Source organism: Sporosarcina sp. FSL W7-1283 (assembly GCF_038003105.1).
In the GTDB taxonomy this organism is placed as follows: Bacteria; Bacillota; Bacilli; order Bacillales_A; family Planococcaceae; genus Sporosarcina; species Sporosarcina newyorkensis.
The window spans coordinates 1180966-1199161 of the sequence record NZ_JBBOOL010000001.1; the positions used below are offsets into that span (position 1 = coordinate 1180966).

At 41.1% G+C, this 18196-nt stretch carries 19 protein-coding genes; 13 read left to right on the forward strand and 6 right to left on the reverse strand.

Translation table 11 applies throughout. From position 1 onward, the window contains the following. Window positions 1–94: 94 nt before the first annotated feature. A complete protein-coding gene (locus MKY93_RS05500; RefSeq protein WP_040758288.1) occupies window positions 95–1003 on the reverse strand; it encodes a COX15/CtaA family protein in 909 nt (302 codons plus the stop codon). A 411-nt stretch (window positions 1004–1414) separates the two neighbouring features. Between MKY93_RS05500 and cyoE the strand changes: the two genes are divergently transcribed. The 7 genes from cyoE to MKY93_RS05535 all read left to right on the forward strand — a co-directional run bounded on the left by cyoE (window position 1415) and on the right by MKY93_RS05535 (window position 8029). After that, complete coding sequence (gene cyoE, locus MKY93_RS05505) at window positions 1415–2332, forward strand: heme o synthase (RefSeq protein ID WP_078817836.1); 918 nt, start codon at window positions 1415–1417, stop codon at window positions 2330–2332. A gap of 102 nt (window positions 2333–2434) precedes the next feature. Continuing rightward, window positions 2435–3502 (forward strand): cytochrome c oxidase subunit II, encoded by a 1068-nt coding sequence (coxB, locus tag MKY93_RS05510; RefSeq protein ID WP_078817835.1) that lies wholly within the window; start codon window positions 2435–2437, stop codon window positions 3500–3502. 33 nt (window positions 3503–3535) lie between these two features. Next, a complete protein-coding gene (locus tag MKY93_RS05515) occupies window positions 3536–5413 on the forward strand; it encodes a cytochrome c oxidase subunit I (RefSeq protein WP_078817834.1) in 1878 nt (625 codons plus the stop codon). Next, complete coding sequence (locus tag MKY93_RS05520) at window positions 5413–6039, forward strand: cytochrome (ubi)quinol oxidase subunit III (RefSeq protein ID WP_009765632.1); 627 nt, start codon at window positions 5413–5415, stop codon at window positions 6037–6039. The genes MKY93_RS05515 and MKY93_RS05520 overlap by 1 nt, the downstream gene beginning before the upstream one ends. 1 nt (window position 6040) lies before the next feature. Further along, entirely contained in the window at window positions 6041–6388 is a 348-nt protein-coding gene (locus MKY93_RS05525) for a cytochrome C oxidase subunit IV family protein (protein ID WP_078817833.1), read from the forward strand. Window positions 6389–6618: 230 nt separating this feature from the next. Beyond that, window positions 6619–7542, forward strand: a complete 924-nt coding sequence (gene ctaG / locus MKY93_RS05530) for a cytochrome c oxidase assembly factor CtaG (RefSeq protein WP_246602845.1) — start codon at window positions 6619–6621, stop codon at window positions 7540–7542. A 25-nt stretch (window positions 7543–7567) separates the two neighbouring features. Beyond that, window positions 7568–8029 carry a DUF420 domain-containing protein gene (locus tag MKY93_RS05535; RefSeq protein ID WP_078817831.1) on the forward strand — a complete coding sequence of 154 codons (462 nt, stop codon included), beginning with the start codon at window positions 7568–7570 and terminating at the stop codon, window positions 8027–8029. A gap of 50 nt (window positions 8030–8079) precedes the next feature. Here the strand turns inward: MKY93_RS05535 and ytvI are convergent, their stop codons facing one another. Further along, window positions 8080–9135 (reverse strand): sporulation integral membrane protein YtvI, encoded by a 1056-nt coding sequence (gene ytvI / locus MKY93_RS05540; protein ID WP_078817830.1) that lies wholly within the window; start codon window positions 9133–9135, stop codon window positions 8080–8082. Between the two features lie 104 nt (window positions 9136–9239). Then, window positions 9240–9599 (reverse strand): YugN family protein, encoded by a 360-nt coding sequence (locus MKY93_RS05545; RefSeq protein ID WP_176132551.1) that lies wholly within the window; start codon window positions 9597–9599, stop codon window positions 9240–9242. Between the two features lie 215 nt (window positions 9600–9814). On the opposite strand from MKY93_RS05545, the gene MKY93_RS05550 reads away from it, so the two are divergent. Continuing rightward, window positions 9815–10882, forward strand: a complete 1068-nt coding sequence (locus MKY93_RS05550; RefSeq protein ID WP_340758496.1) for a CAP domain-containing protein — start codon at window positions 9815–9817, stop codon at window positions 10880–10882. On the opposite strand, the gene MKY93_RS05555 is transcribed toward MKY93_RS05550, so the two are convergent. Next, entirely contained in the window at window positions 10879–11610 is a 732-nt protein-coding gene (locus MKY93_RS05555; protein WP_009765625.1) for an amino acid kinase family protein, read from the reverse strand. The two genes, MKY93_RS05550 and MKY93_RS05555, sit on opposite strands and share 4 nt — an antisense overlap. Before the next feature lie 135 nt (window positions 11611–11745). On the opposite strand from MKY93_RS05555, the gene MKY93_RS05560 reads away from it, so the two are divergent. Beyond that, entirely contained in the window at window positions 11746–13158 is a 1413-nt protein-coding gene (locus MKY93_RS05560; protein WP_246602856.1) for a UDP-N-acetylmuramoyl-L-alanyl-D-glutamate--2,6-diaminopimelate ligase, read from the forward strand. A 68-nt stretch (window positions 13159–13226) separates the two neighbouring features. After that, a complete protein-coding gene (locus MKY93_RS05565; RefSeq protein WP_009765623.1) occupies window positions 13227–13670 on the forward strand; it encodes a YlbF family regulator in 444 nt (147 codons plus the stop codon). 625 nt (window positions 13671–14295) lie between these two features. Here MKY93_RS05565 and MKY93_RS05570 read toward each other — a convergent pair. Beyond that, window positions 14296–15174, reverse strand: coding sequence for a glycerophosphodiester phosphodiesterase (locus tag MKY93_RS05570; protein WP_221836990.1), 879 nt, complete (start codon window positions 15172–15174; stop codon window positions 14296–14298). Window positions 15175–15420: 246 nt separating this feature from the next. On the opposite strand from MKY93_RS05570, the gene MKY93_RS05575 reads away from it, so the two are divergent. Then, window positions 15421–15693, forward strand: coding sequence for a YlbG family protein (locus tag MKY93_RS05575; RefSeq protein ID WP_040758281.1), 273 nt, complete (start codon window positions 15421–15423; stop codon window positions 15691–15693). Window positions 15694–15698: 5 nt separating this feature from the next. Here MKY93_RS05575 and MKY93_RS05580 read toward each other — a convergent pair whose 3' ends face one another. After that, on the reverse strand, window positions 15699–16091 hold the full coding sequence (locus MKY93_RS05580; RefSeq protein ID WP_445683504.1) for a DUF7147 family protein: 393 nt from the start codon (window positions 16089–16091) through the stop codon (window positions 15699–15701). Window positions 16092–16198: 107 nt separating this feature from the next. On the opposite strand from MKY93_RS05580, the gene MKY93_RS05585 reads away from it, so the two are divergent. Next, window positions 16199–17641, forward strand: a complete 1443-nt coding sequence (locus MKY93_RS05585) for a hypothetical protein (protein WP_340758498.1) — start codon at window positions 16199–16201, stop codon at window positions 17639–17641. After that, complete coding sequence (gene rsmD, locus MKY93_RS05590) at window positions 17638–18192, forward strand: 16S rRNA (guanine(966)-N(2))-methyltransferase RsmD (RefSeq protein WP_340758499.1); 555 nt, start codon at window positions 17638–17640, stop codon at window positions 18190–18192. Before MKY93_RS05585 ends, rsmD begins: the two co-directional genes overlap by 4 nt. The last annotated feature ends 4 nt before the right edge of the window (window positions 18193–18196 follow it).

An 18196-nucleotide genomic window follows, 5' to 3' on the forward strand; every position in this document is an offset into this window, starting at 1 on the left:
GCTGCAGGAGCTGTTCTATGGTCAAACATCCATATGAAAAAGCGTACAGAGCTGTTAAACAACTTTTGTACGCTTTATAGTGAAGTTTAATTGATTACTTCGAACGACTTCTTGAAACAAGGAGCACTAAATACGTCAATAAACCAAATAATAATGTGATGAAAAGCGAATGCAACAAGGCAATGTAAAGGTTTAATTTCGTTAAAACAACGATCATCCCTGTTGTCGCTTGTGCGAGTACTAAAGCAAATGCAGAAATCCAGCCCCAATAAATCACGCGCTGATCGCTATAGTGCTTAATAGCCTTAATCGCGATAAAACCGATCCACACAACAATGAGAGCCGCAGCCAAACGGTGTCCCATTTGAACCCATTCATACATATTAAGAGGTAGGCTGAATTCGTTATTTCGACAAAGCGGCCAATCCGAACAGACGAGACCGGAATTGGTGTGACGAACGAGCGCCCCTGTATAAATAACGAAATAAGAATAAATGGTTACTCCGATTGTATGAAATCGTAATGAGGAACCTATCCTGATTTTATCTGCGTCAAATTTTTGGTCGACCTCGAAAATCAGTAATGTCAACAAAAAGACAGCTGCGAATGAAATAAGGGAAATCCCGAAGTGCAAGGCAAGAATAAAATCACCTTGACCCCATAAAACTTGAGCTGCTCCAATTAATGCTTGGAGTATTAAAAAGAATACGGCCATAAAGGCTAAAAATTTTGTTTCACGTATATGACCAAGAGATTTCCATGACCATACCGCCAAGACTACAATGAAAATTCCTACGCCGCCTGTTACAAGACGGTGGGAAAACTCAATGAGTACTTCAGCAGTAATTTCATCCGGAATCAACTGGCCGTTACAGCCGGGCCAGTGTCTGCCGCACCCCATCCCGCTGTCTGTTTTTGTAACGAGCGCTCCTCCGAGCAAGATTGCAAGCATGCCAATAGTTGAAGCGACTCCGAACCATTTTAAAAATCGATTGTATTGCAAGTATGAGACACCTTCTTCTATGATTTGACCATTTGCATCAGGCCAATCTAAATGATGTTTTGCCCAAAAACGCAAAAACTTAGTAAAGTATATGACTTCGCAAAAGTATAGAAATAACTTGTGTTTCGGGCACACGTTCCAAACATTATGATATCTAAAAAAACAATGAAACACAATGCCGTAGGTCAATAAACCAGCAAGGTGAAAGGCTTTTCACAAATTGTTCATAAAAAAGCCTCTTTAACTTCACAAATGCCCTGTAGAAATGCTTTACTATATAGTAGGTGAAGGACAAAGACGCTTAGGTTGCACTAAACAGCTATAAATTGCGAAATGGTCTAGAAATTTTCGACGAATTTCGATATAGTAAGTGTTAGGGTCTTTGCTGAAAACTTTGAAAGGAGGGTTATTATGTCAAACGGTCGAACGCTTTCGACGGTTGCAAATCCCAAAGTGGAGACAATTACATTATGGAAAGACTTTTTGGCGCTTATCAAAATAGGTATCGTCAATTCAAATTTGATTACTACGTTCACCGGTCTATTTTTGGCATTTCAATTCACTGGGAAGAGTTTTCTCCATAACATCGATCTATTGGTATTTGCAATTTTGGGTACTGGGTTAATCATTGCAGCTTCTGGAGCTCTGAATAATTTGATTGACCGGGATATTGATCCAATCATGTCGAGAACGAAGTCTAGACCGACAGTAACTGGAAGATTTAAAACGCCTGCTGTATTGACATTGGCGATTGTTTTTCTAGTAGCTGGAGAAGTTCTATTGTTCTCTGCTTCCGGGATGGCTGGTTGGCTTGGAATCGCTGGCGTATTAGCTTACGTCGTTCTATATTCCATGTGGTCAAAACGTCAGCATGTCAGCAATACGGTTGTGGGAAGTTTATCGGGTGCAATTCCACCCCTTATTGGATGGGCAGCGGTCGATCCTACACTGCCGATGGGAGCCTGGGCATTGTTCCTGATCATGTTCATATGGCAGCCACCCCATTTTTATGCGTTGGCTATGCGCAGAACTGAGGAATATCGTGCAGCGAACATTCCTATGCTACCTGTAGTAAAAGGGTTTGAACGGACCAAGAAATCCATGCTTATGTGGGTATTATTGCTTTTTCCACTGCCTTTCTTACTTCAAGGACTCGGCACGGGGTTTGTGGTATTTGCAACTTTGTTGAATGTCGGTTGGCTTTATTTAGCTATTAAAGGATTTAAAGCAAAAGAAGATTTGAAATGGGCAACATCTATGTTTGTGTATTCATTGAACTACATGACTATTTTGTTTGTATCCATGATTATTTTCTCACTATTCATCTGAAATACGGAATTCTTTCTTTAAAACAGGAATTCATCATAGAGAGGCTCAAGTCCTCCATTAAGTAGAAAAACATTTTTTTAGAAAGAGAGGTATTAGTTAGCGATGATTAAAGGACTCAAAAAGTGGCGTCTCTTTTCTTTATTAGCGGTTTTCGCAGTGTTCTTAGCAGGTTGTGGACAAGAAGAAATCTCAACTTTCCAACCAGCTGGGCAAGTCGCTAAAGATCAGTTCAACTTGTTGCTGTTAGCTTCAGGAATCATGTTACTAGTCATTATCGTAGTAGTAGCAATCTTTTTAATTGCACTAGTACGCTTCAGACGTTCCAAATTGGGTGAAGATCATATGCCTGAGCAAGTGGAAGGGAGTCATACACTAGAAATGGTGTGGACGTTCATTCCAATTCTATTGGTTCTGATCCTTGCAGTCCCGACGGTTTACTACACGTACAAACTTGGTGACGTAAAAGCAATGGAAGCGGTCGATGAAGATGGAAATGCTGAAAATCTAGTAGTAGATGTTACAGCAAAATTGTATTGGTGGGAGTTCGAGTATCCTGACTTAGGAATTGTTACAGCTCAGGAGCTAGTCGTGCCTACACACGAAAAAGTTTATTTCAACTTGATCGCTGCAGATGTAAAGCACTCATTCTGGATACCTTCAGTAGGAGGTAAACTAGATACGAACGTTGAGAACGTGAATAAATTTTATCTATCATTCGAAAAAGAATCTGAAGGCTTGAAGGATGGCGTTTTCTACGGAAAATGTGCGGAGCTTTGCGGACCTTCGCATGCTTTGATGGACTTCAAGGTGAAAACTTTACCGAGAGACCAGTTTGATGACTGGGTTGCTTCAATGCAAAAAACAGCTGATGAGCCTGTCGTTGCTAATGCTGACGGTGAAGAAGTATTCGCACAGAGCTGTATCGGATGTCACGCAGTTTCAGGAGTAGGGGAATCTGGTGCCCAAGGTCCGAACTTAGCTACATTTGGAGATCGTAACCGAGTAGCTGGTTTCCTAGAGCACGATGAAGAGAATCTGAAAGACTGGATTCGTGATACACAGAAACATAAACCAGGCAATATAATGCCTTCATTTAGCGAAGATCAGATTTCTGACGCGGAGCTAGATGCATTGGCGGATTACTTAATGGGCTTAAAAGTCGAAAAATAATTTTCAAACGGAAATTGAATAGGAGGTAACACAGTGAGTTCAGTTGCTCAAAAAAGAGGCTTTGGCGCAACACTCTGGGATTGGCTGACGACAGTCGACCATAAGAAGATTGGAATTCTTTATCTCCTTGGGGGATTATTCTTCTTCGTCCTTGGTGGTATAGAAGCGATGATCATTCGTCTTCAATTGATGACGCCAAACAACGATCTCGTAAGTGCAGGGCTTTTTAATGACTTAATTACAATGCACGGAACAACCATGATATTCTTGGCAGCGATGCCGATTTTATTTGGTTTTATGAACGCCATTGTTCCGCTTCAAATCGGGGCACGTGACGTAGCGTTCCCATTCATCAACTCATTAGGCTTTTGGATGTTCGCCTTTGGTGGATTATTCCTAAACATTTCATGGCTTTTCGGTGAAGTTCCAGATGCTGGTTGGACATCGTATGCGTCCTTATCACTTCACTCACCGGGTCATGGCATTGATTTCTATGCAATTGGGTTACAAATCGCCGGTGGTGGTACATTAATGGCAGGGATTAACTTCCTTGTTACAATTATCAACATGCGTGCACCAGGGATGACGTACATGCGTATGCCATTGTTTACATGGACTACGTTTGTTGCATCAGCGATGATTTTATTCGCTTTCCCTCCATTAACAATTGGATTGTTCTTCTTGACGTTTGACCGTATGTTCAGTGGTAACTTCTTTGATCATACAATGGGTGGTAACACGATTATTTGGGAGCATATTTTCTGGATATTCGGTCACCCTGAAGTATATATCTTGATCTTGCCCGCATTCGGTATTTTCTCTGAGATCTTTGCGACATTCTCACGTAAACGTCTCTTTGGTTATACAGCGATGGTATTCGCTACAGTATTAATCGGTTTCTTAGGATTCATGGTATGGGCTCACCATATGTTTACAGTTGGTCTAGGACCGACAGCAAACGCGATTTTCGCAGTTGCAACTATGGCGATTGCTGTACCGACAGGTGTTAAGATCTTTAACTGGTTGCTCACAATTTGGGGCGGTAGCATTAAAGTTACAACGCCAATGTTGTATGCTCTAGGATTTATCCCTTCATTCGTAATGGGTGGGGTTACTGGAGTTATGCAAGGTGCTGCACCACTTGACTATCAATTGCACGATACGTACTTTATCGTAGCTCACTTCCACTACGTTATCGTTGGTGGGGTTGTATTAGCAATTTTCGCGGCACTTCACTACTGGTGGCCGAAAATGTTCGGTACGATGTTGCATGAAGGCCTAGGAAAAATAACGTTTGTATTCTTCTTTATCGGCTTCCACATGACATTCCTAATTCAACACTGGTTAGGTTTCTGGGGAATGCCACGTCGTGTTTGGACATTTATGGACGGACAGGGCTGGAATATGGCGAACATGATCAGTACGATCGGTGCGCTCTTGATGGCGATTGGTTTCACTGTAATGGTCATCAATATCGTTATGACAACTATTAAGAACGAGCGTGTTGGAAATGATCCATGGGGCGATGGACGTACACTTGAGTGGGCGATCCCTTCACCTCCAGTGTTCTATAACTTTGCTCAAACTCCATTGATTCGTGGTTTGGACACATTATGGGTTGAGAAGATGGACGGAAGTAAAGAAATGATTACGCCGGCTGAACCTGTTACGGATATTCATATGCCGAATGGTTCAATCATTCCATTATTGATGACATTAGGATTGTTCATCGCAGGATTTGGTGCGATGTTCCACCAAGAGACTTCTTGGGGACTTCCTGTATTGATATTTGGTCTAGCGTTTACATTTGTTATGATGGCTGCACGTTCATTGAAAGATGATCTTGGATTCTATGTAACAAAAGAGCAAATCCTTGAAGATATGAAGAATGAAAAAGGGGGGCGTAACTAATGGATTTGAACAAGAAATTCACCCCTGAAACATGGCCGGCTCATCCTGAGAAGGCTACCCTGGAAGCAAAAAACAAGTTCGTTGGTTTTTGGCTTTTCCTTGGCGGAGAGACAATTCTATTCGCTACTTTGTTTGCAACGTATATGGCGCTGAAAAATAAAGGGCCAAGCGGCTTTGGTTTTACTACGCAAGAGCTGTACACATTGCCATTAGTATTTGTTATGACGATGTTGCTTCTGACATCTTCATTGACAAGTGTTTATGCGATGTATCATTTGAAGAGTTTCAATTTCAAAAAGATGCAATTATGGTTAGCCCTTACTGCATTTTTAGGACTTGGATTCTTGATGCTAGAAGTCTATGAGTTCTCTCACTATGTTCAAGAAGGCTTTACGTTTAATAATAGTGCGTTCAGTTCCTCTTTCTTTACACTAGTAGGTACACACGGTTTTCACGTAGCAATTGGTTTGGTTTGGGTTACATTATTAATTTTCCGTAACTCCAAACGAGGACTGAATTTGTATAACGCAACTAAGTATTATACATTCTCACTATACTGGCACTTCATTGACGTAGTTTGGGTATTCATCTTCACTGTAGTCTACTTGATGGGAGTGATTGGTTAAGATGGCGGATATTCAAATTATTAAAAGATCTCCAGCTGAACAGTCATTGGCACAACGTCGTGCGAAAGAAGCGATGCGTAATCAAGTTGCAATGTTTTCTTTGATGATCTTCTTAACCCTCATTTCATTTTCGATGGTAGTTGCTCATCTATCTGACGTCGTTGGTTTTTCTAAATTCTTTGTCATTCCAACATTATTCCTCTTTGCAGCGGTTCAAGTTGGGTTACAACTTTACTACTTCATGCATATGAGTGAAAAAGGACATGGCATTCCACAAATGTTTATGTTTACAGGCGCAGTACTAGGATTTTTAATTCCATTAACGTTTGTAACAATCGTTTGGTGGTAATTGTACTAAAAAGAGCTTATGGATTCTTCCATAAGCTCTTTTTTTGTTGATCGTGAAATTGTCAAAGTTCGTACATTGAGTTATGGTTTAGTTGCTCGTATAATGGAAAGAGGGATGTTATCCGGGTAACCTTGCTGTGCGAACGTATTGTTTTGCATAATATATACAGCTTAGATTGATACTTAGGAACGCGGATCCAGCAGCTTGATTATAAAAGGAGAGTGACTGTATTGCCATTAAGTATTTTTGGTTTTCGGGCGTTGTGGAGCCCTTATTTCTTATTAGCTATCGCACTTGGCATAGTCCTATATTATCTTATCACCGTTAAATGGAGAGATCGTTTTGAAGGGTCTGAACCAGTAACTAAGCGTCAGATCAGCTACTTTCTAGCTTCGATGGTTTTGTTATATATAGTTAAAGGATCGCCAATGGATTTAATAGGTCATATTCTGTTCTCTGTTCATATGGCACAAATGGCATTATTGCTTCTGGTGGTAGCACCATTTTTCATAATTGGTATCCCCAATTGGGTATGGGAAAGACTGTTAACTGTTGCGATTTTTAAAAAGCTTTTTATGCTGCTAACTAGACCTATAATTAGCTTATTGTTATTCACCCTTATGTTTTCGATGTACCATTATCCACTTATTTTGGATCAAGTGAAGTTAAGTTTACCGTTGCATACCGTCTTCACAGTGACACTTTTCATTTCTGCTATCTTTTTATGGTGGCCAGTCGTTAATACAGTAAAAGGGCAACCTCAATTGCATGGTTTGAAGAAAATTGGTTATGTCATATTAAGTGCTTTACTGATCACGCCTGCTTGTTCATTGATCATTTTCGTGGACGTCCCGGTTTATGAGACGTATAGCAGTGGAGAAGCGTGGCTAAAAGCAATGGCATTGTGTGTGCCTAGCAGTACACTTGCCGGGTTATCAAACATCGGCTTGTCAGGTCCTGAGCTTTTTACGGACATGCCGACACTTTATGATCAGCAATTAGGCGGTATTCTGATGAAAGTCATTCAGGAGATTATATACATTGTAGTAATCGGACGTATTTTCATGAGCTGGGCAAAATATGAAAGAGAGAATGCTGACGAAATTACACGTCAAGATTTGCTAAAGCGTCAGAAATTAACGATGCATGGCTGACTGAGAACAAAAGGGGTTAATAGGGATGGAACTTCCGTTATTACCGACTATTAGTACATTTTTCATTGTATTATCAGCAATTTTAGTTGCAATTGGCTGGTATTTAATTCTTCAGAAGAAAAAGCTGGCTCATCAAAAAACTATGGTTGCGGCAGCTGTATCTGCTGTACTGTTCTTTATCATTTACATTTCACGGACCATATTTATCGGTAATACTTCTTTCGGCGGACCTGATCATCTAAAGATTTATTACACTGTATTTCTGGTCTTCCATATCATCTTGGCTACAGTAGGGGCTGTATTTGGGGTTATAACGATTATTGCCGGATTTAAGAACAACTTGGCGTTGCATCGGAAAATAGGTCCTATTACAAGTATGATTTGGTTTGTCACAGCAATTACTGGGGTAGCTGTCTATCTGCTTCTTTATGTTTTCTATAAAGGCGGCGAAACGACTTCTATGTTTAAAGCTATCTTGGGGATTTAATTGAATAATAAAAGGGTATATCTCATATTCCGAGATATACCCTTTTTGCATTAAATCTTGAAATTCAATTTGATGATGCCAGCTTCCCTCGCTGTATTGAAGAGAATGACGATCATAGGTCCGATAAAAAAGCCCAGGACTCCAAATAACTTCAATCCAATGAACATGGCAATTAAAGTAGGCAATGGAGACAATCCGATTTGTGAACCCATTACTTTCGGTTCGACTGTACGTCTGATGATCAGCAGAATAATCGCCAATATCGCGAGTTTTGTACCCAATGCTATGTCCCCTGAAACGTACTGATAGATTGACCAGGGAGCCAGAATAATGATGGAACCTAGTATGGGAATGATATCAATGATCCAAATGACAAGGGACATCACGACTGCATACTTAGGGGCAATTAACAATAATCCAATAAATGAAACAACAAGAATGATCAGGCTTACCAACAGTTGTGCTTTAGCAAAACCTAATATCACGCTGTTTAATTTATTCGTCATATAGTGAACTTTTTGAGCTGTCGTCTCAGTCAAATGCCGATAAAAAGTATTCTTCAAATTTGGCAGTTCAAGCATGAATAAGAATAAAGCAATCATAAACACGATGAAACTGACTAAGAAATTCGGTATTTCGGAGATCAATCCCAAAATTTTATCATAGCTCAAAAGTGTAATCAAAGAAACACGGAAGGATTCAATAATCTCGTTAAACTCATTCTCAAGCATTTTAATAATATCTTCGGGCATTCCTACTGTGTATTGAAAAAGTTTACTTTGTGTATTAATCCAAACGCTAGAAAGGGAATTCAAGTAATTAGGAATCTCTTTAGTGAAATGGACGATTTTCCCTATGAGTGTATTGACGGTATAGAAAAAGAAAAATATACTGACGCCCACAAAAGCAATAAAATTCACTATAACGGATACTTTTCTTTTCCATTTAAACTTGCGCTCCACCCACTTCACGAGAGGGTCTAGAAAAAGAGCCGTTAAAAATGCTAAAATGATAGGTATTGAAACAGGCAAAATAAAAAACGCAATTACTAATAAAACAACAGTAGTTAAAACAATCATCAAATTTCGTTTCGTGAGTAATTTCAAAAGTCATCGTCCTCCACATAGGTACTGAGTTTATTATAACCAAACAAGTGGAGTAATAATAGGAAAAAGCCGAAGAACATTATGCTCGTCGGCTTTTTTCATTGTTACACACTATATTGCTTTAGCTCGTCATACACTGCTTTAGCAGTTAGTTCACAATCTTTGACTAAGCTTGCGGGAAATTCTTCACCTTCGCCGTATTCGACGCCAAAAGGATAATAATACTTACCAAGGACAGGTTGCTTCAAGCGAACCGTTGCTTTTCTGCCGTCAATATCGCCTTCGACCAATTCGCCGAAAATGCGTAAGTAATATGTACCTTCTCGAATGACATACTTTTTGTCAAAAGTTACACGCTCATAATCCCATTGTCCTTCAAGAACAAGACCATTCTTCAACATAACTTCTTCCATTAACTTTAGATCCGTTACAAGGCCATCAATGCCTATATTTTCAACATACATCTGTAAATCCCCTTTCATGTTCGTCCAAACGAATACTTATACCATTATATCATAGAACAAATTAAATTTACTTGCAATGACAACATTGTGTCAACGCTTTCTGTACCATCTTATATAGGTGACTACAGCAGTCGGATTCTGTACAATAAGGGAAAGAAACGTTCTAGGGGAGATAACGGTTTAAGTATACTAGTAATAAAGGAAAGGGAGATTACATGTGGAGAGTAGGTTGGAAAATACTTCTCATTTTAGTTGTCGTTATGGGAATTTTTTATGTAATGAGTGACAGGATTAGTGAAAACGAGCCGCTTGAATCACCTGTCCAGCATGGCTCTCCCATTGCTGTACCTGAAAAAGGCCAATCGATGGGAGGGCAAAATATGCCAAGACCCGAGGAAGGAATATCTTTACTTGTCGGGCAAAAGTCAGAAAAGCTGGAGGAAAAGTTCGGCAAGCCCGCACGGATCGAACCTTCAAGCTTTCAATATGAATGGTGGGTATATACGGGCGAGCCGAGTTTTCTGGCGGGAGTTCTAAATGGAAAAGTGAACCAGATCTATACATCTGATGAAATTGCAGACGTTGCACCTTTCACGATTGGACAAAATGTACAGGAGATCCATCGTTTCACACCCATAGAGTCAGAAATAGATGTAGCGATAGAAGAGAATGTATATACTTTTTCATTGAACAGTGAAGATATTAAAAACCGAATTTTGATCCCATATGAAGGCTTATATGTACAGCTTTATATCGACCAAGTGGATGAAGAGTTAGAAGGGGTCCGGTTCCTCAGCCCAAGTACGCTAGTGAAGCATCAGCCTTATGATATGACGTATTTAGGAGAAATAATTGAAGCTCCAAAGCCTTCCTCTGCTGTTCAGACAGAAGTCGATCGGTCGATGGAGCGGCAAACATTTGAGCTAACGAATCAACTGAGAGAGAAACATGATCTGCCCATTTTGGAGGAAGACACGAAATTGGCTACGCTATCGTGGGAGCATAGCCAAGAAATGATTTTCCAGAAGTACAGCTCACACAGTGAAGAGCCAGTGGAGAATTTTTCCGAGCGTTTGAAAGTGATGGAAATTCAAGCGAATAAAGCTGGAGAAAATACTGCTTTTAATTATATTGATGCGATTGAAACAGTTCATGGCTGGCTGAATTCACCGAAACACAGAGAAGTTTTACTCAATCCATCTTTCACGCATACAGGTATCGGAGTGTATAACAAATACTACACCCAATCATCCATTGCAAAGACACAGGAATTAACTGACTAAGGAAGAATCCAAGTACCTTCCTCATTAGACGCGATGCCTCTTATATGGAGAGGCGTCGCTGTTTTTTTTGCATGAATGGCGGCTTTCTTCTGAATAATGGGCCGGCTGCAATCTAATAATGGGAGAAATTCGTCGAAGGTTAGTTTATCAAAACGTTCATAATGAGTTACTGTGCGCGGATCTGCAGACATGACGGCCGGCACATCCTTATAAAATTCTACATGGCTTGCTTGGAGCGCGGCTGCGAGAGCGATAGCCGTTAAATCACTTCCACCCCTTCCGAGTGTCATGAATTGCCCTTGTTTATTCATCCCTTGAAAACCCGGAACAATTAAGCAAGAATGAGTCTCCAGCGTTTTCAACAAATGGGATGTATTAATTTTTTCAATTGCTGCGTTACTGAAATCACCGTTTGTCCGAATGCCTGTATTTTGTCCATAGATGATCGTGTTGTCTATTCCCTCACTTACTAATTCCGCGGACATCACGGCGGATGCGATGAGTTCTCCGCAAGCAGCGGCTAAGTCTTTTGCTTCGCTGGATTTTTCGAAAGCGTCTGTTACGTTCAGCAATCGATCCGTTGAATACGCATCATCCCCGCGCCCCATTGCAGAAACAACTACGACTACTGAACGATACTTTAATAAAGCTTTTTTAATATGTTGAATGCACTTCGCCCGTTGTTGCTGATTCTGCATAGCGACACCACCGAATTTTTGGATAATCATAGAATCCCAACTTTCTTCGTGACATTCTTCTTACAGCCCTCATAAGATACAGTGAAATTATGTTTCGTTTCATTATATTCTGCTTTGAACAAAATGTTCGGGAAGGGGCGAGACTCCGTGCTTTTATCTGAATTAATGAAGGATTGGCCATGTACGTTGCTTAAAGGTTCTATCCGTCAAAAAATTAATGGTATCACTGAATCTTCAGAATGTATTAAGGAGGGATATGTGTTTGTAATAAGGAAAGGCACTGTACGCGATGGATTGGACTTTGTTGAGGAAGCATTAATCAAAGGGGCGAATACGATCGTAGTGGATCGAGTCAATTTGGATCTTTCAAATATTCCTTCGGAGATCACCGTTCTACTGGTTCCGGATAGCTCCTTATTTATCTCTTATGGAAGCGCGAAATTGGCTGGGACCCCAGGTGAGGAACTGACGATCATTGCGGTTACAGGGACGAATGGAAAGACGACTGTCAGTCATTTCATTGGTCAATTATTAATGGCTGCAGGATGCCGGACAGCTATAATTGGTACGACGGGGGTTTATATGAATGGAGAACTGACAGAGACCATACAAGATTCCATGACTACAATGCCGGCAGAACGTTTGCATCCTATTCTAAGACAATGTGTAGATCGACAAATCACTCATGTTGTACTTGAAGCTTCTTCTTTAGGCCTATCTTCTAATCGATTGGCGCATTGTCCTATTTCAATTGGCATCCTCTTGAATATAGGGGTTGACCATTATGCTGAACACGGAGGAAAACAGCAATATATAGAGGCGAAAAAGCGTTTGATTCTGTTAGCTGAAAAGCTGATTGCCAATGAAGACGACCCAATTTGTTATGAGATGAGCAAGGACTCAGCGAGCAAGCCGATGTATTTCAGTGCTGCGCATTTGAATGGTAAGCCTTATCCTGCCGACAAACTTAAGGAGTCTTCTTTTTCTGTGTTGGGAAAGCATAATGAAATGAACGCAAGAGCAGCTATTTGTGCATTATTGGCATTAGGGTATTCATATAATGAAATCCATTCCAAATTGTCTGCGTTGTGCTTGCCAAAAGGGCGACTTGAGAGATATAGCCAAGACGGGGTAGAAATCTATGTAGATTATGCGCACACACCGGATGCTTTGCAAGTCGTACTAGAGGCTTTGTGTGCGCATGCAAGCCAGAGGGTAATAACGGTGTTTGGTTGCGGCGGAGATCGGGATCATGAAAAGAGACCTCAAATGGGGGCGATAGCCGCACAGTACAGCACGCATGTCATACTTACTTCAGATAATCCGAGGTCTGAGGAACCTTCGCAGATCATCTTAGACATCTTGGCAGGTACTACAGGCTTTCCTACGCCGATAGATGTCCTGCTCAATCGAAAATATGCGATTCAGTATGCGATACGAATAGCTCAAGCTGGAGATGTCGTATTGATTGCTGGGAAAGGTCATGAACAGACACAGCAGATTGGCGATAACGTTTATCATTTTTGCGATATGGAAGAAGTAAAGCATGCTTTTTTCGATAAAAACCGTTTGGATTGAAATTCTTAATGAATAGGCGAACGGGTTCTTTTTTGGTATGATGGTGGAGATAGGAGGTGCGGCAATTTATGATGATGACGGATGAATGGATGCGTGTCATCGATATGGCGGAAGAACTTTCCGATATGCTGCTGCGTTCTGAGGTTGTGAAAACCTATCAAGACGCGTACGCCCGTGTGTATTCAAATTCTGATCTGCGGAAAAAGATCATTGATTTTAATAAAATGAAAGAACAATATGAAGAGGTTCAACGTTTTGGACGATATCATCCTGATTATAAAGTGATCATGAAGGAAATACGTCTTCAAAAAAGAGCCTTGGATTTGCGCGAAGAAGTGGCGGCTCTACGTTTGGCAGAAAACGATGTCCAATCGCTTTTGGATGAAGTCGGTATTCTGATCGGAAACTCCGTGTCAGAAGCTGTGAAAGTTCCTGCTGGAGACGGAGCATTTACAAACAGCTCCTGTGGCGGAGGTTGCAGCTCAGGCGGCAGCTGCTCCTGCTCAGCGTAAAAACTTCTACAATTTCTTTCTACGAGAAAACCCTGCATTTTAAATGCAGGGTTTAGTTTGTTGGCGAATATTAGAGTAATAAAGTCGAATTAATGCCGGAGAAAAATAAAGCAAGAGGAAGTAGGCTTGCGTTCCGGAGATTTGCGCTCCAGATGGGACGCTTTCCGCGGGGCGTGCGGTGAGCCGCTTCCCTCGCTTCGCTCAGTCCAGGGTCTCACCTGTCACGCTAATCCCGCAGGAGTCGCCCATTTTCCGCACCAATCTCTAAAAGTGAATTGTGACACATAGTGAACTCTCTGTAGATAGTGTGAAGTGCGAGTTAGAGCCCACCTGAACAGAAAAATACCAGTGCTTTCACTTGGACGTTACTTCTTGTATTTACAACATTCTTAGGATAGACGGTCAACTCATTAAAGTTAGGAAGATACGCTAGTTGATCGTAGTGGAAGGCGACTCCTGGGGGATCAGCGTGCGCCTTGAGACCCCGCAGGAAGCGAAGCGAACGAGGAGGCTCAAGCCACGCCCCCCGGAAAGCGTCCGCCTGGAACGTAGAACAACGGTGCCGTACCCACTTGCCAAATCTTTTGTTAAAAAGCTTAACCCTTGCAAAAACCATGCAACGGTTTTAGTTTTCATTGAAATAGCTCAAGACCTGTTTAGGTTCTGTTGTGATAAATCCGGCGATTTCCAGTTTAGATAGTTTTTGAATATCAACTGTGTCGGTTAACTCATATAGCACTGTGATATTCAATTGCTGCAAAAATTGCACGAACCCATCCGATGCAAGAGGGAATACTCCGATTTTCTCCGGCAGGCAAAATAAGTCCGCGTTTGGTTTGTATAAATGACCAAATTTACTCGAATACGCCACGTAAGCTTTTTTAATTTCCTCGTTGCCGGCACCCAACGCAACAGAGTTTTGTGCATATAAATTAAAGCGATCGATTTGTTCATCATATGAACTTGTCACTACAACCCGATCCGCAGCATCCATCTCTTTCAGCAATCGCCACAACTTCGAAGGGATTAAGCTGCCTTCATATGTATCAGGCGAGTCACTCATTGAAATGACATGCAAAAGCTGCGGGAACGTTTCCAGCAGTTCGCGCAGAGATACAATAGATGAGGCCTCTTGATCTGCAAGCGATTCGGAATCATCAATAACAGGAAGTTTCTCATTCTGTAATTCTGCTAACGTATAGTCTGCAATAACACCGGTAAGCTGTAGATCATGGCTCGGTGCTAAAATAATTTCTTCATCTTTTGTAAGCCGGATATTCACTGCAAATCCGTGTACGCCCAAATCGGCTGCATTTGTGTATGCTGTGAGCAAATGGACGGAAGGGTCTTCGGCAATATCGACATTTGCTAATACTGCTATTTCAGAAAATTGAAGCGCTTTCTTCTCTGCCCGCGGCTCTTGTTTTACAACAACTTTTGAAGCCGCCCAAGCAGCAACACTCGCGGCTCCTACAGTTAAAGCAACTTTTGTTTTCCTCCCCACTCAAAAACCTCCTCAGTAGTCAGTCATTCTCCACTGTATTTTTTTCTCACCCAGCTTTTACTGAATATATACCTTACCTAGTGTAACTCATTCATTGGAATGTGCGCAATCATTGATTGATGGATATTTAGCCGATGAAGATGTCCGCTCTCATGGTATGCAACATAATATAAACATTAATCATGCAAGGTTGCAGGACTTTTCTCACCTATGGTATTGTATGGAGTAAGAAAGAGGGGGAGAATTATGATTGATCGGCAAGGAATAATTGTCTATCTCCATCATTTAAAACAAGCAAAATCATTGCGTAAATTTGGGCATGTTCACTATATTTCTAAAAAAATGAAATACGTCGTCCTATACTGTGATCAAGACGACGTGGAAGCTACGATGGGCAAATTGGAACGTTTGCCCGCTGTGAAAAAGGTTTTGCCTTCCCAGCGGCCGTTCGTAAGCACCGTATATGAAAATGCCAAACCTGATAAAGCCAAAGAATATGATTATAAAACTGGCCTATAATGTTTTCACTGAAGTGGCGGCAACAAATGATTCAAACGTAAAATGCCGATAATGTACTGGTAAAACAAATCTTTTTCAGCAAATTGAGATGAATGCTTAACTTCTACTCTAATAGGTGATGCATTCATCGCTTCTGCATGCTCAACAAACAAATTATACCGTTTGGATGGTTTATCTGCGGAATATGTGATGCCTTCACGGCAAATATAAATCGGCATATAATGGCTGTCTGCCCGCGCTGGTGAAAATGATACGGCAAATGAAAGACGCTCAGCCGAACCGTCTCCGGATGAAAAAATATAGGCTTTATAGATCCTGTGGGAATTCGTAGACATTAACTCAAGTAATTCGTAAATGTCACTATAGCCTTCTCCCAATTCGATAAAACGTTGTTGAATCATTTTAAAATTCTTCCTTTCATGCAATTGGTTCATGCAACTGCCGTTGTAGTTATAGTCTTGTGAATGGATCATATCCATCATACCATGTGATGAGGTGTTGTACTTTGAAAATCATCTTGAGGATTTTGCTTCTTTTACTAGGAGTAAATGCAGGTCTTCTTTATTTGCATTATAGTCAGTCGGCTGCAGCAAATGGGGCGAAAGATCATCCGGATACGTACCGCCAAGAAATAGAAGTCATTAATCGGGCGGATGGATTATACATCCGTCATCACTTTTATGACTTAGCAACAGGCCGATATGAAATAATTTGGCCTGAGGGGAGTGTAGAGCAAGAATGTTTGACTGAGGGATCTGTTTCCTGCTCTCGATTGAATGAAGCGGGTATCGCTTTCGATGAAGGAGAAGGAGATCAGCAGTCCATTGCGTATAAAATACCGAAAAAAGAGTCGTTAAAAGATCGGAAGTTATTCAAACGACCTTTTGTGTTGCTTCAAGATGCCAAACCATTGACAACGGTCTTTCATATGACGGATGAACAAAATATCGGTGGCATGTGGGTGAATGGTTTGGAACGAGTCGGCAAAGCGGATAAAGAGCGGATTTCCTATCGATTATATCGTGGAGTCGGCTTTGTTAATGAGTTGTATTGGCAACCGCAAGATGTACCGATTGCGTATTCCGGTAATAAGTTGTCTGTATACGGCGAAGGAATCAAAGAGAAGCAAATCAAAGAGATGGAGAGCATACTGGAGGAGATCGGCGGTGATCACGTGAGCGTGGTATTGTCGCCTCTCAATAAAACTCTATATGCGCAGCGCTTTGTAGTAGAGAAACCGATGAATATGGACCAGGTAGTAAAGCAAGTAGCTCGAATGAGTGTCCAGTCGCGTTTTATGATACCGGCGAATGAGCCATCGATGAATAGTATGCTGGCATCCATTCTTGGCGATCAGGCAATTGGGACAAAAGCTGAACAAGGTGCTTTTAATCGTCTGAAGGAATCATTGGACGAAGAGAAATACAATGCATTACGTCAAAAAGTACGTGGGCGAGTTGGACAAGAATTGTCGGCTGCGCAGTTAGATGAGGAATTGCAGAATGTGACGAACTTTGATTCGCAGTATTTCCAAAAAACGATGCATGAACAGCAATATAGTTATCCATTTTTGTTGTTGGACTCGCGAAATGTGTTGTTGGATGGAGAAGAAATAAAAGATCTAAAAGCGGTTGTTCAAGATGAGAAAAGCTTTTATCCGGCAGACGAATTATTAACACGGATGGGTTATCAAATCACTTCAAATGAGCAATCCATCTATATTGAAAGTCCAAAACGTAATTACCGCTTTTCCAAGATCGAACCTTTTTACGTCATGAATGACCGGAAATACGACTACCAAGAAGAACCGTACAAGTATATCAATGGAAAGTTATATTTCGATGAAGTTTGGTTAAGACGGATATTTTTAGTGTTAATCGAGAAGTCCGATGAGTCAATCACCATTGAACAGATTGAACGGCTAATAAAGGAGATGGAAAAAGAGTGAGGGTCATTTCTGGTTCCAGAAGAGGTACGCCGCTAAAATCTTTGCCGGGTACTTCCACGCGTCCGACATCCGACAAAGTAAAAGAATCAGTATTCAATAAAATTGGACCATACTTCGATGGAGGGACTGTCGTCGAACTTTTCGGCGGCAGTGGCTCTATTTCAATCGAGGCGTTATCTCGAGGAATGGATCAAGCGATTGTTTTTGAGAAAAATCCGAAAGCCTGTGCAGTCATCAAAGCCAATACCGAAAAATGCCGATTGGAACAGCAAGTACATATTGAACGAAAAGATGCAAGACAAGCTGCTGCGGTCCTGAAGCAAAAGAACGTGCGGATTGATTTGTTATTTGTCGATCCACCCTACGCAGCAGTGGATTACTATGATGGTATAAAAGAACTCGTCGATCAGGGCCTGATAGCGGAAGATGCAACGGTAGTTTGTGAACATGAGAAAGAAGTGACATTGCCTGAACAGTATGAAGCGTATACCCAAATAAGCTCTAAAATATATGGAAATACAGCTATCACAATTTATGAGAAAAGAGGATAATCGC

Bases quoted from the DNA above. Each gene is read 5' to 3' on its own strand.
- MKY93_RS05565 (WP_009765623.1), top strand. From the start codon at position 13,227: ATGATGATGACGGATGAATGGATGCGTGTCATCGATATGGCGGAAGAA.
- MKY93_RS05545 (WP_176132551.1), bottom strand. From the start codon at position 9,599: ATGTATGTTGAAAATATAGGCATTGATGGCCTTGTAACGGATCTAAAG.
- coxB (WP_078817835.1), top strand. From the start codon at position 2,435: ATGATTAAAGGACTCAAAAAGTGGCGTCTCTTTTCTTTATTAGCGGTT.
- MKY93_RS05575 (WP_040758281.1), top strand. From the start codon at position 15,421: ATGATTGATCGGCAAGGAATAATTGTCTATCTCCATCATTTAAAACAA.
- MKY93_RS05535 (WP_078817831.1), top strand. From the start codon at position 7,568: ATGGAACTTCCGTTATTACCGACTATTAGTACATTTTTCATTGTATTA.
- MKY93_RS05555 (WP_009765625.1), bottom strand. From the start codon at position 11,610: ATGATTATCCAAAAATTCGGTGGTGTCGCTATGCAGAATCAGCAACAA.
- cyoE (WP_078817836.1), top strand. From the start codon at position 1,415: ATGTCAAACGGTCGAACGCTTTCGACGGTTGCAAATCCCAAAGTGGAG.
- MKY93_RS05520 (WP_009765632.1), top strand. From the start codon at position 5,413: ATGGATTTGAACAAGAAATTCACCCCTGAAACATGGCCGGCTCATCCT.
- MKY93_RS05525 (WP_078817833.1), top strand. From the start codon at position 6,041: ATGGCGGATATTCAAATTATTAAAAGATCTCCAGCTGAACAGTCATTG.
- MKY93_RS05560 (WP_246602856.1), top strand. From the start codon at position 11,746: ATGAAGGATTGGCCATGTACGTTGCTTAAAGGTTCTATCCGTCAAAAA.
- MKY93_RS05550 (WP_340758496.1), top strand. From the start codon at position 9,815: ATGTGGAGAGTAGGTTGGAAAATACTTCTCATTTTAGTTGTCGTTATG.